Source organism: Flavonifractor sp. An82 (assembly GCF_002159265.1).
Taxonomy (GTDB): Bacteria; Bacillota; Clostridia; order Oscillospirales; family Oscillospiraceae; genus Flavonifractor.
Window position 1 is genome coordinate 54,177 of sequence record NZ_NFHG01000010.1, and the last position, 17,745, is coordinate 71,921.

A 17,745-nucleotide genomic window follows, 5' to 3' on the forward strand; every position below is an offset into this window, starting at 1 on the left:
ATTGGAGGACGGGCAAATTGAGCGACGCGAAGGGAGATAACCTCCTGATTGTGGACGATGAGGAGATCAATCGGGCCATACTGGCCAACATCTTTTCTTCCGAGTACACCATTTTGGAGGCGGAGGACGGGCAGGCCGGTCTGGACGCCATTTGCGCCAACACAAACACGCTGAGTGCCATCCTGCTGGATGTGGTCATGCCCCGGCTCAACGGCATCGAGGTGCTTCGCCGCCTCCACCAGGTAGGACTGACCGAGCGCATCCCGGTTTTTCTCATCACCGCCGACGTGGGCAGCGAAACCATGCGGGAGGCCTACGCCCTGGGGGTCATGGATGTGATCCTCAAGCCCGTGGTCCCCTATGTGGTCCGGCGGCGGGTCAATTCGGTAGTGGAGCTCTTCCGGGCCCGGCACAGGCTGAACGCGGAGGTGGAGCGGCAGCGGGATCAGCTGCTGCTTCAGGCCCAGCAGCTGGCTGAAATGGGCATCGGCATGGTGGAGGCCCTGGCCACCGCCATCGAGTTCCGCAGCGATGAGTCGGGGGAGCATGTACACCGCATCCACGACATCACCTGCTACCTGCTGCAGAACACGCCCCTGGGCCAGGGGCTGTCCCCTGATCAGATCCGCCAGATCGGCCTGGGGGCGGTCACCCACGACGTGGGCAAGATCTCCATTCCCGACGCCATTCTCAACAAGAAAGGCCGTCTGACGGCGGAGGAGTTTGAGCTGATGAAGTCCCACACCGTCAAGGGGGCCGAGCTGCTCTCCAGGATCCCCCAGATGCGGGAGCACGCCGCCTATGCCTACGCCTACGACATCGCCCTCCACCACCATGAGCGCTGGGACGGCGGCGGATATCCCCACCATCTGGTGGGCGACCAGACCCCCATCTGGACTCAGATCGTCTCCCTGGCCGACGTATACGACGCGCTGGTGAGCAAGCGCTGCTACAAGGACGCCTTCTCCGCCCAGACCGCCATGAATATGATTCTGGGGGGAGAGTGCGGCGTCTTCAATCCCAAACTTCTGAAATACTTCCAGCAGGCGGAGCCGCTGCTGCGTAAATTTTATCCGCCTATGAGAGGGGTGGGCTGACGTGGACCAACAGAAAAAACAGCGGCTGGAGGAGGCCGGTATCGACGTGGCGGACGCCCTGGCCCGCTTCATGGACAACGAGGGGCTGATGCTCAAATTTCTGCTCCGCTTCCCTGAGGATCAAAATTTTCCCCTCCTCAAACAGGCCATGGACAGCGGAGATACCGCCCGTGCCTTTGAGGCGGCCCATACCCTCAAGGGCGTGGCGGGCAACCTGGCCATGACCGGCCTGTTTCGGCAGGTGAGCCTTCTGGTGGAGGATCTGCGCAGCCAGGACCTTCCGGCGGCCCAGGCCAGGATGCCGGTTCTGGAAGAAACCTATACCGGGATCATTGCCGCTCTTGGCAGTCTGACCTGAACATCCAAAATATCTTACACAGAAACAAAGAGGTCTCCCCATGAAGGGAGACCTCTTTTTGTGGTGCAAACCATGCTTTATTCCATCAGCTCCCGCCGCCGCTGCCGCAGGCAGGTCCAGCCGCACAGCCCCAGCGCCGCCAGGGCGGCCAGCACGCCGCATACAAACTCCGTCCCGGGCAGGCCGGTAAGCCGGACAGGACTCCCGGAAAACCGTCCCGCTCCCATCATCACCCAGGGTACCAGTCCCCAGCACAGCACTACGATCAGCGGAATGGCCTTGAGGAGCATGGCCACATAACTGCCGCTGAACTGAGAGAGGACCACGGTAAAGCCGCAGGCCGCCAGGGTGAGCACAGCGGTCAGCCCCAGCAGGGCCAGCAGGTACTGGCCATAGGTCCAGTCGAACCAGGGATAGGTCCCCGGCCACACGGTGACCAGGGGGCAGTCCCAAAATGTTAGGGCGCCGGTAGCCAGGAAGGGGCCCAGGTAGACGGCGCAGTTGAGCAGCGTGAGCAGCAGCCCGGACAGCAGGGCCGCTCCCATCTGGACATTCAGCACCCGCCGCCCCCGACGGGAGGTCCACTGCATGGCCCTGGTACGGTGTAAGGCGTCCCGCACCAGGGTGGGGGACAGCAGCAGCACCCCACTGAAGGCACACCAGATGGCAAAATAGTGAAAGAACTCATCCGTGTTGTTGATCATGGTACTGGACAAAAAACCGTAGACTCCCTCCGCCTCTATCCCCTCGATCCGCCGGATACTGGCCTCATGGGCCGGAGAATAGGACCCTACATCTCCGCCCCAATCCAGCGCCGACCCTCCACCGGCCAGGTTGTCATACTCCTGCATAAATTGGAGCAGCGATTCCACCATGTTTAAGTTGGTGTCATAGTAAATGCTCCAATATAGGTCGGATTCCTCCTCCGTCCGTTCCTCCGCCCGGGCACGGTCATGGTAAGCCTCCCTCCAGGCCCCATAGCTCTCATAATCGGTGATCCCCGCCTCTGCCGCCCCCGGAATCTGGGCCACCTGCCGGGCAAACTCCGCCTCCAGCTCTTCCAGCTGGCCGTCCAACTCTGCCCGCTCCTCCGGCTCCATGGTGGTACCATAGCGTTCCAACCAACCGGAGGCCAGCTGGACCTGGGTCCCTCCCCGGTCGTTGCTGGTACTGAAATGCTCCAAATAAAAGCCGGTGCGGACCTGGTAAAACACCACTCCGATAAGGGCGATGGCCAGCAGCAGGCCGGGCCGCCAGATCTTTTTCAGTTCCCATCTCAACAGGGCCATTCACGCCACATCCTTTCGTCCAAACCGCCTCAGGGCCAGCAGAACAAGCCCAGCCCATATCAGCAGGTTCAGGGCAAGACCCACCGTCTCCTGCCAGGGCACCAGTCCGCTCTGCCCCAGCTCGGTAAACCAGCCGTTGATGGCAAGCCACAGGCACACTGGGGAAAAGGTTGTGAGCAAATAGGCGCTCCACATCCCCAGATTGGCCAGAGCGGAAGACAGGCCCAGCAGCAGGGCACAGAAGGCTGCCGCAGCGATGGCCGCCCCATAGGTATGCCGGATGAGCAGCCCCGCCACAGCCCCCATGAGCGTAAAGATCGCTACCAGCCCTCCCCCAGCCGCGATCATGGCGGCAAAATAGCTCCCCACCGTAAAGTCCGTCCAGGTAAGGAAGGGGCGGGAGTACAGCATATCCACAAAATAGTTGAACTGGCTGGATACGCTGCTGTCCCAGATGCCGCCGTAGTCCCACAGCAGCAGGTAGGGCCCCAGGGTGAGCAGCGCCAGCAGGGCATACAGCCCCAGGGCGGCTGCCAGAGCGGCCAGCGTCTTGCTCCGCCACAATCCCCTTCCCGTCCGGCTGGAACAGGTCAGGGATTGGGTACCGCTCAGGCCCTCATACCCCACCAGATACAGGGCACACAGCAGGCCCAGCAGGACGCTCTCAGTGAGCAGCACCCGAAACAGGGTGTTATAGAGGTATTGATGGCTGTCATGGGTGATAGGTCCCGCATACAGGTCCAGGGCGGCGCCGGTCTGGGCCAGGTGGTCTACCCGCTCCTGGAGCAGGTCATATTTCCAGGCCATCCACCTCTGAGCCAGGCTGTCCCCCGCCATGAGACTCTGATAGAAGTTCGTCAGTTCCTGGGTGTCGTAGCCCTCCAGGGTGTTCTCCAGTCCCGTCACATACTGCCGCAGAATGGTCCGGTTTTCCGTGTCCGGCAGGGCCTCCAGCCCGGTCAGGAATTCCTCGTCCACCCTCTGGCCCAGGGCGGCGGCATCCGCCGAGGTGTCGTTGAAGAAGGACCGGTCCATGGCAGAGGGGGGAGACAGAAGCAGGCCGTTGAGTGCCAGGCACAGCCCCACAAACACCCACAGGGCAGGCAGACGGAACAGTTTCCGCCACTCCCACACCGCCAGCCTCATGCCCGTCCCTCCTCCCGGTAGATGGCCAGGAAGGCGTCCTCCAGGCTGGGCACTACAGAGACCGCCCCTGCCGGAGGCACGTCGGACAGCACCCGCAGCACGGGGCCAGTCTCACTCTGCCCCTCGCTGAGGATCAGCTGCTCCGGCCCCAACCGGGCCTCCGCCGGCACCTGCCACACCTTGCCCTTCCACTGGGCGCAAATGCGGGCGGGGCTGTCGCAGCAGTACAACTTATGGTCCTTGAACATAACGATCTGCCCGGCGATGGTCTCAATGTCGGAGACGATGTGGGTGGACAGGATGACAATGCGATCGGTGGACAAGGCGTGGATCAGGTTGCGGAACCGCACCCGCTCCCGGGGGTCCAGTCCGGCTGTGGGTTCGTCCAGCAGCAGCAGCCTGGGGTTTGTGAGCATAGCAACGGCGATGCCCACCCGCTGGCGCATGCCGCCGGAAAAGGTTTTCAGCTTCTTGTCCGCCGCCTCGGACAGGCCCACGGTATCCAGCAGCTCCCTAATGCGCTTCTCCGCCTCCCCCTTGGGCAGGCACTGGAGGGCAGCAGCGTAGCGGAGGAACTGCCGGGCGGTATAGGAGGGGTAAAAGCCGAAATCCTGGGGCAGATAGCCCAGCAACCCCCGGTACTCCGCTCCCAGGGCATTGATATCCTCCCCGTCCCACAAAATCTGCCCCTCGGTAGCAAACAGCAGCGTGGCCAGCAGCTTGATGAGGGTGGTCTTGCCTGCTCCATTGGGAGCCAGCAGCCCATATACCCCCGGCTCAAAGGCCAGATTCACGTCCTCCAGGGCAGTAAACTTCCCATAGCGCTTGGTCACATGTTCAACTGAAAGCATAAGCTTCTCCTCTCCTCCGCCCCAGGCAGAACCGTCTCAATTCCAGCAGGTACAGGGCCAGAGCGCCCCCTGCCAGGGCCAGAAATACCACCCCCGGCAGGGCGGTCAGCCAGGCTGACGCTCTGTCCCACATCAGCAGCAGTCCCCCCAGGGCCACCCAAATGACCGGCGGGGCAATCAACCGTCCCCGTCCCTTTCCCTCCAGGCAGATCAGGGACAGCAGACCATAGAGGAACAAGCTGGACAGGGATATCCCCAGCATCCAGCTCAGGGGCAGGTCCCCTCCCATGGCCTTCCACAGCCACAGGTTCGCCGGTACCCACACCAGCAGCGAGCTGCCGCCAAACACCACCATCCGCAGGGCGGTCACAGTCCGGACAGACAGACGGCAGCTCCGCTTCCAATCCAGCAGGCCGGACTGAGCCTCCTTCCATGCTGTGAGGCCCAGCAGCAGGGCGTACAGCGCCGGAGAGATCAGGAAGAGGATCGGGGCCGGATACATCATCTGGAGCGCGGCGGCCGGCAAGAGGATCAGCATCAGCACCGCCGCCAGGACACTCAGAAAGACGCAGTCGGCCACCCCGAAAAAGAGGACCCGGACATCCAGAGCTGTTCGGAGTGTGGCCGCCAGCCCCTGTCTGGGGGCAAGCCCTTGCTCCAAAATGGCAGAAATGGCCGCCTCCCGCTCACCATGGGCAGGCATCTGCTCGTTCCAACACGTCATATCAGCCAAACTCCTTTCTCAACCGGGCCATCAGCCGGTAGTAGCGTGTCTTGACTGCCGCCTCCGGCTGGCCCAGGACGGCGGCAATCTCGGGAAAGGTGCGCTCACCGTAAAGGCGCAGACGATACACCGCCTGGGTATCCGGGTCCAGACGGGATATATACTCTTCCATCCGGTCCAACAGATCCCGGTCCTGAATTTGGGCAGCAAAGTCGGTCTGGTCAGGTGTCTCTGTCTCCTCCAGCAGCAGGATATTCCCCTGAACTTTCCGACGGCAGTCTATGGCCTTATGAGCGGCGATGCGGTACAGCCAGGTACGAAAGGACGCCTTGTGGCCCAGCTGGCGGTAGGCAAAGCGATAGATCTCGTCATAATAGGTCCGCACCAGCTTGTCCGCCGCCTGTCGGGACCCTCGGCGCTGAATATCCCGGATCCACTTCTGTTCCTCTTCCACTGTCTCACCGCCTTTTTAATCATATATTCGATCTTCAGTGTGCTATGGTTTCATTAAATGAAAAATTTTATGAAACGCAGAAAAAGCGCACGAGACAGGAGTTTCTCCTATCCCAATGCGCTTGCATAAAAAAAGCCTTGAAAACCGAAGTTTTCAAGGCTTCTTGGAGCTGCTATCCGGATTTGAACCGGAGACCTCATCCTTACCAAGCGGCTTTGGAACTTTTTCTAACTATTTTTCGTACTTTATAGCGATATACACTCCGATCTGCTTGCTTTCCGCCACTTTTTGAGCATCCTGTTTCCGTATACTCCACATCGCGCTGTGGCTGAAAATGTGGTCAAAAGCGCCTCCCCTCTTTTGCCGGCGGCACGTCCGCCGACAAAGTGGGGAGGCATTTTCTGCCCGTCTGCGTTGTAATTTTTGGAGGGAAATAATGTAATCCATTTATGCCGGAGGCAGCTCAAAATTTACGGGACAGTAAACAATATGAGCTACCCTCTTATTCCACCCCCGCAATTGCCGCGGCCTCATTCTGCCGCTCCTTCGCAGCCTCCAGGTCGTCGAAATCCCCCAGCGCCCGCAGATCCACATGGGAGGCGTCCACCCCCGCCCCCTGTTGGGCCAGGGTGATAGGGTAGTCCCCCTCCAGCTGTCCCCGAATGCTCTCAGAGCGCAGGCGGCACACCTCCAGCAGCGTGTCCACCGCCAGCAGATGATCCTCATAGGAGCAGAAGGCGGTGGGATCGACCTCCACATAGGGAGCGATCATGACCTGTGCCTGCCGGATGACTGCCTCATACCGGCCGCTCTCGAAATACTCCGAGAGTAGTTGGCCGAAATAGGCGTGGTACCGGGCAAAATAGTCTCTGTTTTTCATCAGATTGTGATACAGAGGCCGCTCCAGCATGACCTCCCCCCGGGCGGGGGTGTTCACCGGCCAGTTGATCAGCACGTCGGGGTCCCGGATGGGATCGGTCATGCCCAGGGCGTAGGTGCCGAAGGCCAGGTTGTAGTCCCAGGGCAGAATGGAGATCACCCCGTCCTCCTCATAGAGGAAGTAGTTGTGCCCGGTGTGGCCCAGGTAGCTGTCCCAGTTCATGACGAACACCTGGACGGCAAAATACCGCAACACCTCATCCGCATTGACCGCCGTCTCCAGGTCCTCCCCGGTGGACAGCACCCGCAGGGCCTGGATCAGCCGCTCCCGGTCCGCCACGTCCGTGTCAAACTTGGCGTTGTCAAAGATGTTTGGGTAGGCGGCGGGGTCATCGCCGATGTACCGCAGGGCCACGTCGGTGTTCTCCGCGTTCAGGGAGCGGTAGTCCGGCTTGTAGAGCGCTCCGTGATCCGGGCCGAAGTTTCGCCGGGCAAAGGCCTCCTCTGGCTCCTCGATGGCCAGAAACAGCCCCCAGGGGGTGCCGTTCACCGTCACCCAGGCATAGCTGCACAGAGGGGCGGGCACCCCCATGTAGGCCATCATGTGGTAGACCAGCCAGGTTTTGAGATAGCTGTTGTCCTGGAAGGAGGCGTCCAGGGAGAGCTTGTCCAGGCCGTGGTAATTCCCGCCGTCCACATAGTGGTCGAACTCCAGTTTTAGGCTGTACCGGGACAGACCATACTCCTCCGTCAGCCGGAGGGAGTTGTTCCCCTTGGCCCGTAGGCCCACCTGGTAAAATTCCTCCCCGTCGATGACCGCGGTGCAGGGGATATACTCCTCCGCCGGGGCGTTTTCGAGGAAAGCCGCCCAGTCCTCCACCCGCAGGTCCACGGTGTGGACCCGGCCATCGTCAAAGAGGCGGGAGGCGTACCCGGGCGCGGCGCTGGCGGGCCGGAGGCCCAGAGCCTCCCCGAAGCAGAGCAGACCGGTGAGGACCAGGGCCAATAGGATGGCCCCGCCGCAGATAAGATCGATATGCCGGTGGCGGATCATGGCCTCACCCCATGTAGTCCCCGTTGTAGGAGACCAGCACCACGTTCCCCACGCCCTCCATGGCCCCCAGCTCATTGACGAACTCCGTGTCGGCATCCCGCAGGCGCACCTCGTAGTTCAGCTCGATCTGGCCCGGGGCCACGCTCTTGCTCTTCAGATTCAGCCGCCGCACCCGGGCCTCCACCAGGGCGCGCACCTGCCCCTCCACATCCTGGTCGGCGCAGTGGACCACCAGGATGTAGGGGGACTCCCCGTTCTTCTGCCGGGAGAACACCAGCAGCACCACCCCCACAAATAGGCTGCCCACCACCGCCAGGGGGATCAGCCCCGCCGCCAGCACGATGCCCGCCGCGATGGCCCAGAACAGGAAGGCGATATCCATGGGCTCCTTGATGGCGGTACGGAAGCGGACGATGGACAGGGCGCCCACCATGCCCAGGGAGAGGACGATGTTGCTGGTCACCGCCAGGATCAGCAGGGTTGTGATGAGGGTGAGGGCGATGAGGGTCACCCCGAAGCTGGGGGCGTACATGACCCCGGCGTAGCATTTTTTATAGACCAGGAAGATGAACAGGCCCAGGCAGAAGGCCAGCGCCAGGGCGATGGCGGCGTCCGGCAGGGAGACCGCGTCCAGCCGCTCCAGAAAGCTGGATTTGAAGATGTCCTGAAAGGTGAACGTGGGCATGGCAGCCACACCTCTTTTCTTCGTTCTCAGTCAAACCGCCGGCACAGGGCGTATTTGGAACAGGCCCCCGCCCGGCGGCCCGGCGTCTGGACGGCCAGCCGCACCAGGTCGGGGAGAAAGGCATCGTACTTGACCTCCAGTACCGTCACCCCCTCCAGGGGCCTGAGGGGAAAGGCTCCTGGGGACAGGAAGCCGGCGCTGTCCCCGCAGGTGCGCAGGTCCCGGTCCAGGGTCACCCGGACGTTTCCGGGGGCGTACAGGAATGCCTCCCGGTCATAGCACACCACCGTCCTGGGCCGCAGCAGCGTCCCCCGGAGCTTGTGGTACAGCTCCGACAGCAGGGGCTCCCCCCGCTCCAGAAGGAAGGCGTCCTCCCCGGAGAGCAGCCGCTCCGCCTCCGACCAGGTCAGGCGGGCGGACCGCTTGCCGCACAGGCCGTTCACCTTAAATTTTTTCTCCAGCTTGAGAAAATCCGGGCGCTCCCCGTAGTACCGCAGGCGGAACTTCTCCCGCCGGTCCACCCCGTCCAGCTTCTCCCGGAGGGCGGTATCGTAGGGGGTGTCGAAATACAGGCTGGTCACCCGGTAGGAGCCGTCCGGCCCGGCGTGGCCGTCCCGGGGAAAGAGCTTCCCCAGCCTGGAGGCGAGCACCAGATCCTCCTGGGGAGAGATCTGGTGCTTGACCTCGTGGCGCAGGCGGAGGGGCTCAGTCGTCCCAATCGTCGTCCCAGTCGTCATCGTCGTCCCGGTCGTCGTAGTCCGTGTCGTCCCAGCCGTCGTCATCGTCGTCCCAGTGGTCCTCGCCGGTGGGGTCGCCGTACCAGTCGTCGTCATCGCCCCAGTCGTCGTAGTCGGTGATGCCATCGGCATTGGGGCCGTAGTCGGTGTCGTCGTAATCGGTGATGCCGTCGGCGTTGGGGCCGTAGTCCGTGTCGTCGTAATCGGTGATGCCGTCGGCATTGGGGCCGTAGTCCGTGTCGTCGTAATCGGTGATGCCGTCGGCGTTGGGACCGTAGTCGGTGTCGTCGTAATCGGTGATTCCATCATTGTTGGGGCCATAGTCCGTGTCGTCATAGTCGGTGATCCCGTCGGCATTGGGGCCGTAGTCGGTGTCGTCGTAGTCAGTCACGCCGTAATCGGTGATCCCGTCGCTGCCCGGGCCATAGTCGGTGTCGTCATAGTCCTGGAACTCCGCGTCCATCTCGGTGACCTTGCCGGTGTAGGCGTTCACCTCATACTCGTACTCCACGCCGTCCAGGACGAATTCCACCTCGTACTCCCCGTCGTCCAGGTCGTACTCCTTCTCCACAAACTGCAGATCGTCCCGGCCCAGCTGGGTGGAGAGGATGCTCTGAGCGGCGGAGGCGTTGATGTACCCCTTGTCCCCGTAGGCGTCGTCGTAGTCGTCTTGGTCCAGGGTCACGGCCTGGGAGCCGATCTGGTCGGTCTCCACCACCAGCCGGACCGCCTCGGCCAGTTCGTTCAGGAACTGGTCATTGGGGTAGACGGAGCCCCGCTCCAGCTTCAGGATGATGTTCTTCTCGTGGCCGCCCACGGTGGCGTCGAAGTAGCCCAGGGCATTGATCTCGTCCACCAGCTCTCCCACCACCTGGGTACAGGGCCGGCCCTCATAGCCGGTGTAGGAGGCCAGCAGGGTCTGGGCCTCCTGGTTGCGGCCGGTGAGGGCCACCACGTTGCCCAGATCGTCATAGTCCATCTCGATCTCCGGGTTCACGCTCAGCAGGACGGTGCCGGCCACGCCGCCGCTCTCTTCCAGGAGGGGGGCGCTGGTGCCGGGGGTCTCGGGGAGGGACGCCGTGCCGGCGCCGTTCCCGCAGGCGGTCAGAGTGGTCAGGGCCAGGGCGGCGGTCAGGGTCAGGGCAAACCATTTGGTGCGGATGTTCTGTTTCATTTCATTCATCTCCTTGAAAAGGGTGTTTGGTTTGTGTGTTCTGCTTTTAGATTACGGAGCCGCTGCCGAAAAACCGGGGCCTGGGAAAAACTTTTTTCCTCTTCTTCGGCTGACACAGGGAGGATACGGCGGCCGGTCTCCAAAACCGGGGCCGCGGCGGAAATTTTTCTGCGTTAATCGTCGTCATCCCGCTCTCCGTCATCGTCGCCATCATCATCGTCATCGCCGTCCCAGTCGTCGTCATCGTCGTCCCGGTCATCGCCGTCATCCCGGTCCTCATAGTCGGTGTCACCGTCCACATAAGGGCCGTCGTCGGGAGGTTCATAGTCGGTGACGCCGTCGCTGTAAGGACCGTAATCCGTATCCTCATAATCGGTGACCCCGTCGGCGTTGGGGCCGTAGTCCGTGTCATCGTAGTCCGTGATCCCCGGGTCGGCAGAGGGGACAGGGGGCGCGGAGGGCGCCGGCGTGGGCTCCGGCACAGGCTCCGGCGTGAGGTCCGAGGTGGGGGACGGCGTGGGGCTGGGCGGCGCCACCGGGATCACCACCTCGGTGGCCGGTTCCTCCTCCGGCGCGGGGCCGATTTGGATCACGATGGTCTCCCCGTACCGCTCCTCCAGATCCTCCCGGGCCGCCTGTTCCTCCCGGGCCTGCCAGTCGGCGTCGGCGCTGGTGACCGTGATGGACACCGTCTCCCCGCCGGAGAGGTAGCCCATATCGATGGCCCGCTCCACCAGCTCCCCGGTCACGTCCTCCCGGTCCTTGCCGCTGTATTCGTAGCCCGCAATCAGGCTCTGGCCGTCCTCATTGAGCCCCTCCAGCTCCAGCACCCGGTCGGTGCGGCTGAGGGTGAGCTCCACATCCGGGTTGATCTGGATGCGCAGGGCGCCGTAGGGGGTGAAGTTTGGCTGGTAGTAGCCAAAGAACACCAAGCACAGACAGGCGGCCAGGCCAGCCACGCCGGACAGGGGCTTCCACAGGGCGGGGCGTTTTTCCCTGGGGTGCCGCAGCTCCACGATGTCCCGCACTGTGTCCCCCACCTGATAGCGCAGGTTGGCGGCCTTCAAGAAGCGGCCCTCCTCGTCCAGCACCACCGCGTAGGCCGGGTGCACCTCCATGACCAGATAGCTCACGCCTCGTCGCCCCCTCTCTTGGGGCCCACCTGGCACAGGTGGCCCCGGATGATCTCATAGCCGTTGGTGAAGGCCAGCAGGATGGCTACCAGGTACTTCCGGTGCCGCTCCATGGTCTTCCTGTCGGTGCCGGAGCCGGCGGCCAGCTCCCCCATGGGCAGCTTGCCCGTGTCCTCCACCCGCTTGAGCAGCTCCGGCTGGGTCCGGGCGAAGTCCAGCACCCGGCGGCAGGCGGCGAAGGTCCGCTCCTGCCGGGGGCAGTTGTCCGCCACGTCGGAGAAGGTCAGGCCGAACTGGGCCAGCTTCTCGGAAAACTCCCGGATTTCCCGCCGGCTGGCGGTGCGCACCACATAGTCCCCGGCGTGGTCCACGGTGTCGGGGATGGTGTCCAGCAGCTCGCCGCCGTCCTCCTCCCCGCCCAGGGGGGTGTGGAGGGAGATCACGTTGCCGCAGCGCTTCTCCGTCCGGTAGTGGTCGATGAGTCGGTTTTTAATAGCACGGGCGGCGTAGGGCAGAAAGGCGCCCCGGCTCTTCTCATAGGCCAGCACCGCCTCATAGAAGGCCAGCATGGCAATGCTCAGCTCGTCCTCGTGGCCGTTTTCCGGGGCGGTATGAAGAAACTTCACCGTCTCCGAGCGGATAAAGCCCATGTACTGACGGATGAGGGCGTCCGCCGCCTCCGAGTCCGTCTTGGCCGATCGTACCTGGGAAACGATGTCGTGCTCTGTGCGCACCATTGCCATCCCTCCATCCCCCTCCGGCAGTAGGATACGGACACGCCGCCGGATTTTCGGGGTCACAGCAGAAATTTTCAAAGGGTAGAAAACACTATTGTAAAGTTTAGCGGCTGCGAAACGGAGGCGCGACCGTCTGGATGTCAAATCTTTGTCAAATGTATGTAAAGAAACGGATGGGGCGGTTTTGTGTTCCCTTGGATGGGTTGCGCGCCAGGGTTCTTCGTGGTAGGATGGAGGCACGCACACAGAAAGGAGCGCGCGGGATGAAACAGATCTTTTCTTTCGGTTTGACAGCGGCGCTTTTGCTGGCCTGCCTGACCGGCTGCGGCGGACAGGCGGGCGGCGCCGCGCCCGGCGGGACGGCCCCCTCCGGCGGCCAGACTCCCCCGGCGTCCTCCGTTCCGGAAACGCCCGCCGGCCAGGGGCAGACGCCGCCTGTGTCCCCCGACCCGGAGAGGGGAGTCGCCGCCGGGGAGATCAGCCGGGAGGAGGCCCTGGCCATCGCCCTGGACAATGCGGACGTGCCGGAGGGCGACGCCTACAACATCAAAAACGAGACCGACAGCGACAATGGCATCCCCATCTATGACATCGAGTTCGAGACCGACTACGGCGACTACGACTTTGAGGTGTCCATGGCCGACGGTCGCATCGTTGGTGCGGACTACGAGGTGGACGAGGAGTGGCTGGACGCTCTGGACGGCAGCCCTGTCACAGCGGAGGAGGCCACTTCCATCGTGGCCGGCAAGGTTTCCGGCGCCAGTGCGGCGGACGTATCTGTCTGGGAAGAGTCCGGCGACGGCCGGGGACGTTACGAAGGGGAGCTGTTCCTGGACGGCATGAAGTACGAGTTTGAACTGGACCCCCGGACGGGGCGGATCTTCGACTGGACCGCCGATCTGAGGGACTGACCGGCACAGAAAAGCAGCGGGGAGAAGGCACATCTGCCTACTCCCCGCTGCTTTATTTTGCTGATGTTTAGAATGGCTCCTTGGGCGAGAGTCCCAGTTTGGCCTCCAGTTCCCGCGTTTTGGTCTCCATCTCGTACAGCGCCATGGAGGGCGTTTTTTCCTGCCTGGTCACCATCTTGACCAGGAGCTCGCTCAGGATGGACGCATTCGTCCGCTCCAGCAGCTCCATCGCCCGCTCCAACGTTTGCCCGGAGAATCCGACCTTTTCCAGCTTCCGGCGTTCCTTATCCAAACGCTTCATGGTCTTCACACCCCAATTCGCCTGGTTATTTGGTGAATTGGGACAGGGCCAGCAGCGCCTGGGCAGTCTGCACCCGAGTGGCTGCCTGGCCGGGGGCCAGCGTGTCCAAGGAGGTCGCGGTGAGCACGCCGGCCTCCACCGCCCAGGTCATGGCCTCCGCAGCGTAGCCGGCGATCTGGTCATAGTCGGCGAACTCCCGGACGGCCATGCCGCCCTGGGCGGTGTCATAGCCCTCATGCCGGGCGTAGCGGTAGAGCATGACCGCCAGCTGCTCCCGGGTGATGGGATCGTCCGGGCCGAACAGGCCGCCGCCGTAGCCGCCGGCGATCCCCTCGGAGGCGGCCCAGCGGACGGCCTCGCCATAGGAGGCCGCCGGGTCCACATCGGAGAAGTCCATCAGATAATTCACCACCGGGCGGCCCTCCAGCGCCCACAGGGCCGTGACCGCCTCGCCCCGGGTCAGCGTCCCATTGGGCTCAAAGCGGTCCGCGCTGACGCCGGCCATCAGGCCGTTCTCACAGACATAGCGCACCGCCTGGGCATCCCGGGCCTCCACATCGGTGAAGGGCAGGACGGACAGGGGCTCGCCGCCCACCTGATAGACAGCCACCGTGCCGGATACCTCACAGGCTGCCAGCAGCAGGGCCTCTCCGGTGGGGCTGACGGCATCACTCAGGAACAGCAGACCCTCGGGGGCCACATCGCCGCCGGTGACCCACTTGTCCAGCTCCCCGTCCTCATACTCCTCGGAGCCCTCCACTATGGAGGCGAAATCCCGGGTGTTAATGTAATTCACGTACTGGGCGGAGGCAGGCTCGGTCACGTCATAGACCATGACGCCGCCGGTGCGCTCCAGGGCCACGAAGGCATAGGTGCGGCCGTCCACCGTACCAACCGTGACGCTCTCCGCCTCCGGTCCCTTCTTGCCAGAGCGGTCATCCACCACGGTGTTGTCGTTGGAGCAGTTGTAGTAATCGGTCAGGTACCGGGCGGTGAGGGTCTCAAAGTCGTTGCCGCTGGTGAACACCTCGGTGACGCCGTTCTCCCCGGCCTCATAAATGGTAAAGGTGCGGCCGCCGAAGAGGTAGTCCTTGCCGCTGTCCAAGCCGTCAAAGTCCTCCACCTTGAAGAAGACCACCTTGCCCTCCAGGCCGGAGTTCTCCCCGGTGATGGCTCCAGTGGGGGAGGTCACGCCCTCCTCGCCGAAGTCCTGCTCGTCCTCGCTGAGGTAGAAGGTGCCCAGATCCTCGTCGCCCCACTCTCGGGCGTCGCCCTCGTTGGCGGTGACCAGATAGGTTTTGCCGTCCACCTGGAAGGCGGCGATGCCGTCGGGCATCCGGATGCCCATGAGGCTGCCGTAGGTCCTGGGCGCATAGGCGTCATCCTTCTTGTCGATATCAATGGGGGTGACGCTGTAGTCCTCAAAACCTGCGGAGTAGATCCCGTCAAAGGTACGGGAGGCCAGATCCAGCACGGCGATGGCATTGTTCTCCTGCAGGGTGACATAGGCCTTGCCGCCGGATACGGCGATATACTCCGGCTCCAGGTCCGTGGAGGGATCGACTCCCTTCTTCAGCACGATCCCGGCTGAGGCCAGCTCGTCACGGCGGGCGTCGAAAGCGTCAAAGCCCACCACCTCGCTGGTGAGGGTTGACACATCTGCCACAGTAACCGAGCCCCTGGGATCAACGATTCCGTCGCCGTAGCCCTCCCGAGGCTCCCCCTCGTCGGCGGTGAGGACGGTGCTGCTGCCGGCAAAGGTCACCATATCCGGCTGCACACCGGTTTCCACCAGTCCCCTCAGGGTCAAGGAGCCGTCGGCATTGCAGGCGAACAGGGCTACCCGGCCGGCGTCATGATATCCCTCCGCCTGGAGGGCGGCGGCCAGGATGGTGTTGTCCGGAGAGATGGCCACGGAGGTCATGTCCCCATAGCGGAATGAGCTGTCCGCCGCCTCCACCAGGGCCTTCACGTCGATGTCCGTGCCGCTGAGCCGGGCGACGGAGATCCCGGCGGTGAGATCCCCCAGGGGGATTGCCGCCAGCAGGCCGCTCTGGCCGTTGATGGCGTAAGCATAGCCATTGCTCTGGCTGTAGGCCACGATCTCCATGACGCCGCCGTCCACGTTGTACTGGCCGGAGGCGTACCGGGCAATCAGGTTCAGATTCAGGGGGGAATTGCCGTTTTCATACCCAGCGGTCGAGTTGATGCCCGCTGCCGCCGCTGGCACCACAGTGCCCAGCTGAAGCGCCAGGGCGAGGGCCATGGCAATGGCTGCCGGCCGTCTTGCTTTTCTCATGCTGTTTCCTCCTGCGATTTTGTTTTGGAAAGGGAGCGGTACGTTCTCCCTATTTGATTTAGTATAATCCCACGACTGTAAAATCCGAAAGAGGGAATGTGTAAATTTCTTGTAGGCAGAGGAGGTCTGGAACGAAACCGGGTTCATAGCAAACGCGCTTCACATGGATTTGACGGTTTCTTTACTGAAATACCGTCGCACGCTGGGAAAGGCGTCTGCTATACTGAACACAGATGCGGTAGGCATCGGTTGGGAGCGGCAGTATGGAGTACGGTTTCAGACAGCCCGATCAAAATCGACAGAGTATGATCAGCGCCGGTTTGCGCCCTTACAGGGCGGACCGGCGCTGTTTTTGTGGATGCCGCGCCCAATGGTCATAAGAAAGCAAAGAAGAAAGGCAGGCGCAACGTATGCAGAAGACCTATGTGCTGGACGCCAATGTCCTCCTCCAGGCCCCCTACGCTCTGGAGTCCTTCGAGGACAACCACATCGTGCTGCCACTGGCGGTGCTGGAGGAGTTGGATGATCGGAAGGGGGCTGACGGTGAAGCGGGAAACAACGCCCGACATGTGCTCCGCTTCCTGGAGAGATTACGGCTCCAAGGAGACCTGGTAAAAGGCGTGACCCTGCCCAGTGGAGGCACCGTGCGCCTGGAGGTCAACCATGTGGACGCGGCCCTTCCCCAAGGGATAGAACCCGGCAGCCGGGCGGGAAGGGTGCTGAAGGTGTGTCGGGGCCTCATGGACGAGGGAGCGCCGGTGACGCTGGTGAGCCGGGACATGGTCGCTCGCATCCGGGCCCAGATGATGGAGGTGCCGGCGGAGGACTTCACCACCGACCGGCTGCCGGATGGAGCCCAGCCCTACACCGGCCGGGCGGAGGTCTACATCTCGGACAGCCTGCTCACAGCGTTCAAGAAAAAGGGAGCTCCGGCGGAAGAACTCTATACCGTGGACGGCGCGGGGGAGCGGAAGCCGGTTTCCTTGACCGAGAACCAGTTTGTCCTTCTGCACTCGGATACCGAGCCGAAAAAGACCATGCTGGGCCGTTTCCGGGAGGGGAAGGTCACCGCCCTGCGCTTTGGCGGCGTCCGCCCATTCGGCGTCAAGCCCCGGAGCGTGGGGCAGCAATTCCTGCAGGAGGCCCTGCTGCTGCCGGTGGCGGAGGCGCCCCTGGCCATCATCCAAGGGCCGGCGGGCACCGCCAAGACCTTTTACGCCCTGGCTGCAGGGCTGGAGCAGGTGCTGGAGGCGGAGGAACGGCCCTATCGGAAGATTCTGGTGTGCCGCCCCAATGCCCAGTTTGACGCGGACATCGGTTTTCTCCCGGGCAGTGAGCAGGAAAAGATCTCCCCCCTCATGCGGCCCATTGTGGACAACCTGGAGATCTTGCTGGACCTGGAGGGGAAGAAAAAGGAGCGGCGCAGCGAGGAGGAGCTGCGGGGGCGCATTGACTACCTCTTTGACACCGGCGTCATCGCTGCCGAGGCCATGAACTTCATGCGGGGCCGCTCCATCACCGATACCTGGCTCATCATCGACGAGGCCCAGAACCTCACCCCCCGGCAGGTCAAGGGCATCATCACCCGGGTGGGAAAGGGCACCAAGGTAGTGCTGCTGGGGGACCCGGCCCAGATCGACCACCCCCTGCTGGACACCCGGAGCAACGGATTGACCTATGCCAGCGCCCGCATGAAGGGCAGTCCCCTGTGCGTCCAGCTGACCATGCTCCCTGACGAGTGCGAGCGTTCCTCTTTGGCTCTGGACGCGGCGATGCGGATGTAAATGAGGGCAGAACTTACATAACACGGCAGATAAGAAAATTTATTTACATTTTACAGGACTTTGGGGGAAGAATTTACATCCCGGTGGTACACTGTGCCTGTGTGAGCGAGAAACACACCATCATAGGGAGGA

At 62.8% G+C, this 17,745-nt stretch carries 17 protein-coding genes; 4 read left to right on the forward strand and 13 right to left on the reverse strand.

Features of this window, described 5'->3' with window-relative positions:
• Window positions 1-17: 17 nt before the first annotated feature.
• The gene (locus tag B5G34_RS11105; protein WP_242956997.1) at window positions 18-1,097 is read left to right on the forward strand and encodes an HD domain-containing phosphohydrolase; all 1,080 of its coding nucleotides are present in this window, start codon (window positions 18-20) and stop codon (window positions 1,095-1,097) included.
• A 1-nt stretch (window position 1,098) separates the two neighbouring features.
• Complete coding sequence (locus tag B5G34_RS11110; protein WP_087337263.1) at window positions 1,099-1,455, forward strand: Hpt domain-containing protein; 357 nt, start codon at window positions 1,099-1,101, stop codon at window positions 1,453-1,455.
• Window positions 1,456-1,532: 77 nt separating this feature from the next.
• Here B5G34_RS11110 and B5G34_RS11115 read toward each other — a convergent pair whose 3' ends face one another.
• The 11 genes from B5G34_RS11115 to B5G34_RS11165 form a co-directional block, all read right to left on the reverse strand.
• Window positions 1,533-2,744, reverse strand: coding sequence for a hypothetical protein (locus B5G34_RS11115; RefSeq protein ID WP_087337266.1), 1,212 nt, complete (start codon window positions 2,742-2,744; stop codon window positions 1,533-1,535).
• Window positions 2,745-3,890, reverse strand: coding sequence for a hypothetical protein (locus tag B5G34_RS11120; protein ID WP_087337270.1), 1,146 nt, complete (start codon window positions 3,888-3,890; stop codon window positions 2,745-2,747).
• The gene (locus tag B5G34_RS11125; RefSeq protein WP_087337272.1) at window positions 3,887-4,741 is read right to left on the reverse strand and encodes an ABC transporter ATP-binding protein; all 855 of its coding nucleotides are present in this window, start codon (window positions 4,739-4,741) and stop codon (window positions 3,887-3,889) included. Before B5G34_RS11125 ends, B5G34_RS11120 begins: the two co-directional genes overlap by 4 nt.
• Window positions 4,728-5,465 carry a hypothetical protein gene (locus B5G34_RS11130; RefSeq protein WP_087337275.1) on the reverse strand — a complete coding sequence of 246 codons (738 nt, stop codon included), beginning with the start codon at window positions 5,463-5,465 and terminating at the stop codon, window positions 4,728-4,730. The genes B5G34_RS11125 and B5G34_RS11130 overlap by 14 nt, the downstream gene beginning before the upstream one ends.
• A gap of 1 nt (window position 5,466) precedes the next feature.
• Window positions 5,467-5,919, reverse strand: coding sequence for an RNA polymerase sigma factor (locus B5G34_RS11135; RefSeq protein WP_087337278.1), 453 nt, complete (start codon window positions 5,917-5,919; stop codon window positions 5,467-5,469).
• A gap of 502 nt (window positions 5,920-6,421) precedes the next feature.
• Window positions 6,422-7,852 carry a CotH kinase family protein gene (locus B5G34_RS11140; protein ID WP_162609470.1) on the reverse strand — a complete coding sequence of 477 codons (1,431 nt, stop codon included), beginning with the start codon at window positions 7,850-7,852 and terminating at the stop codon, window positions 6,422-6,424.
• A gap of 4 nt (window positions 7,853-7,856) precedes the next feature.
• Complete coding sequence (locus B5G34_RS11145; protein WP_087268431.1) at window positions 7,857-8,537, reverse strand: DUF4956 domain-containing protein; 681 nt, start codon at window positions 8,535-8,537, stop codon at window positions 7,857-7,859.
• A gap of 26 nt (window positions 8,538-8,563) precedes the next feature.
• On the reverse strand, window positions 8,564-9,274 hold the full coding sequence (locus B5G34_RS11150; RefSeq protein ID WP_087337285.1) for a polyphosphate polymerase domain-containing protein: 711 nt from the start codon (window positions 9,272-9,274) through the stop codon (window positions 8,564-8,566).
• A complete protein-coding gene (locus B5G34_RS11155) occupies window positions 9,243-10,448 on the reverse strand; it encodes a PepSY domain-containing protein (RefSeq protein ID WP_140397237.1) in 1,206 nt (401 codons plus the stop codon). The genes B5G34_RS11150 and B5G34_RS11155 overlap by 32 nt, the downstream gene beginning before the upstream one ends.
• Window positions 10,449-10,621: 173 nt before the next feature.
• A complete protein-coding gene (locus tag B5G34_RS18930) occupies window positions 10,622-11,581 on the reverse strand; it encodes a hypothetical protein (protein WP_204245945.1) in 960 nt (319 codons plus the stop codon).
• A complete protein-coding gene (locus tag B5G34_RS11165) occupies window positions 11,578-12,324 on the reverse strand; it encodes a sigma factor (protein WP_242956999.1) in 747 nt (248 codons plus the stop codon). The genes B5G34_RS18930 and B5G34_RS11165 overlap by 4 nt, the downstream gene beginning before the upstream one ends.
• Before the next feature lie 257 nt (window positions 12,325-12,581).
• Here B5G34_RS11165 and B5G34_RS11170 point away from each other — a divergent pair, with 257 nt between their 5' ends.
• Entirely contained in the window at window positions 12,582-13,229 is a 648-nt protein-coding gene (locus B5G34_RS11170; protein WP_162609471.1) for a PepSY domain-containing protein, read from the forward strand.
• A 67-nt stretch (window positions 13,230-13,296) separates the two neighbouring features.
• Here B5G34_RS11170 and B5G34_RS11175 read toward each other — a convergent pair whose 3' ends face one another.
• Both B5G34_RS11175 and B5G34_RS11180 read right to left on the reverse strand, forming a co-directional pair.
• Window positions 13,297-13,530, reverse strand: coding sequence for a hypothetical protein (locus B5G34_RS11175; RefSeq protein ID WP_140397238.1), 234 nt, complete (start codon window positions 13,528-13,530; stop codon window positions 13,297-13,299).
• A gap of 25 nt (window positions 13,531-13,555) precedes the next feature.
• Window positions 13,556-15,829: a choice-of-anchor I family protein gene (locus tag B5G34_RS11180; protein WP_140397239.1), complete on the reverse strand. Its 2,274-nt coding sequence runs from the start codon at window positions 15,827-15,829 to the stop codon at window positions 13,556-13,558.
• Window positions 15,830-16,239: 410 nt separating this feature from the next.
• On the opposite strand from B5G34_RS11180, the gene B5G34_RS11185 reads away from it, so the two are divergent.
• Window positions 16,240-17,613, forward strand: coding sequence for a PhoH family protein (locus B5G34_RS11185; protein ID WP_087239155.1), 1,374 nt, complete (start codon window positions 16,240-16,242; stop codon window positions 17,611-17,613).
• Window positions 17,614-17,745: the final 132 nt, after the last annotated feature.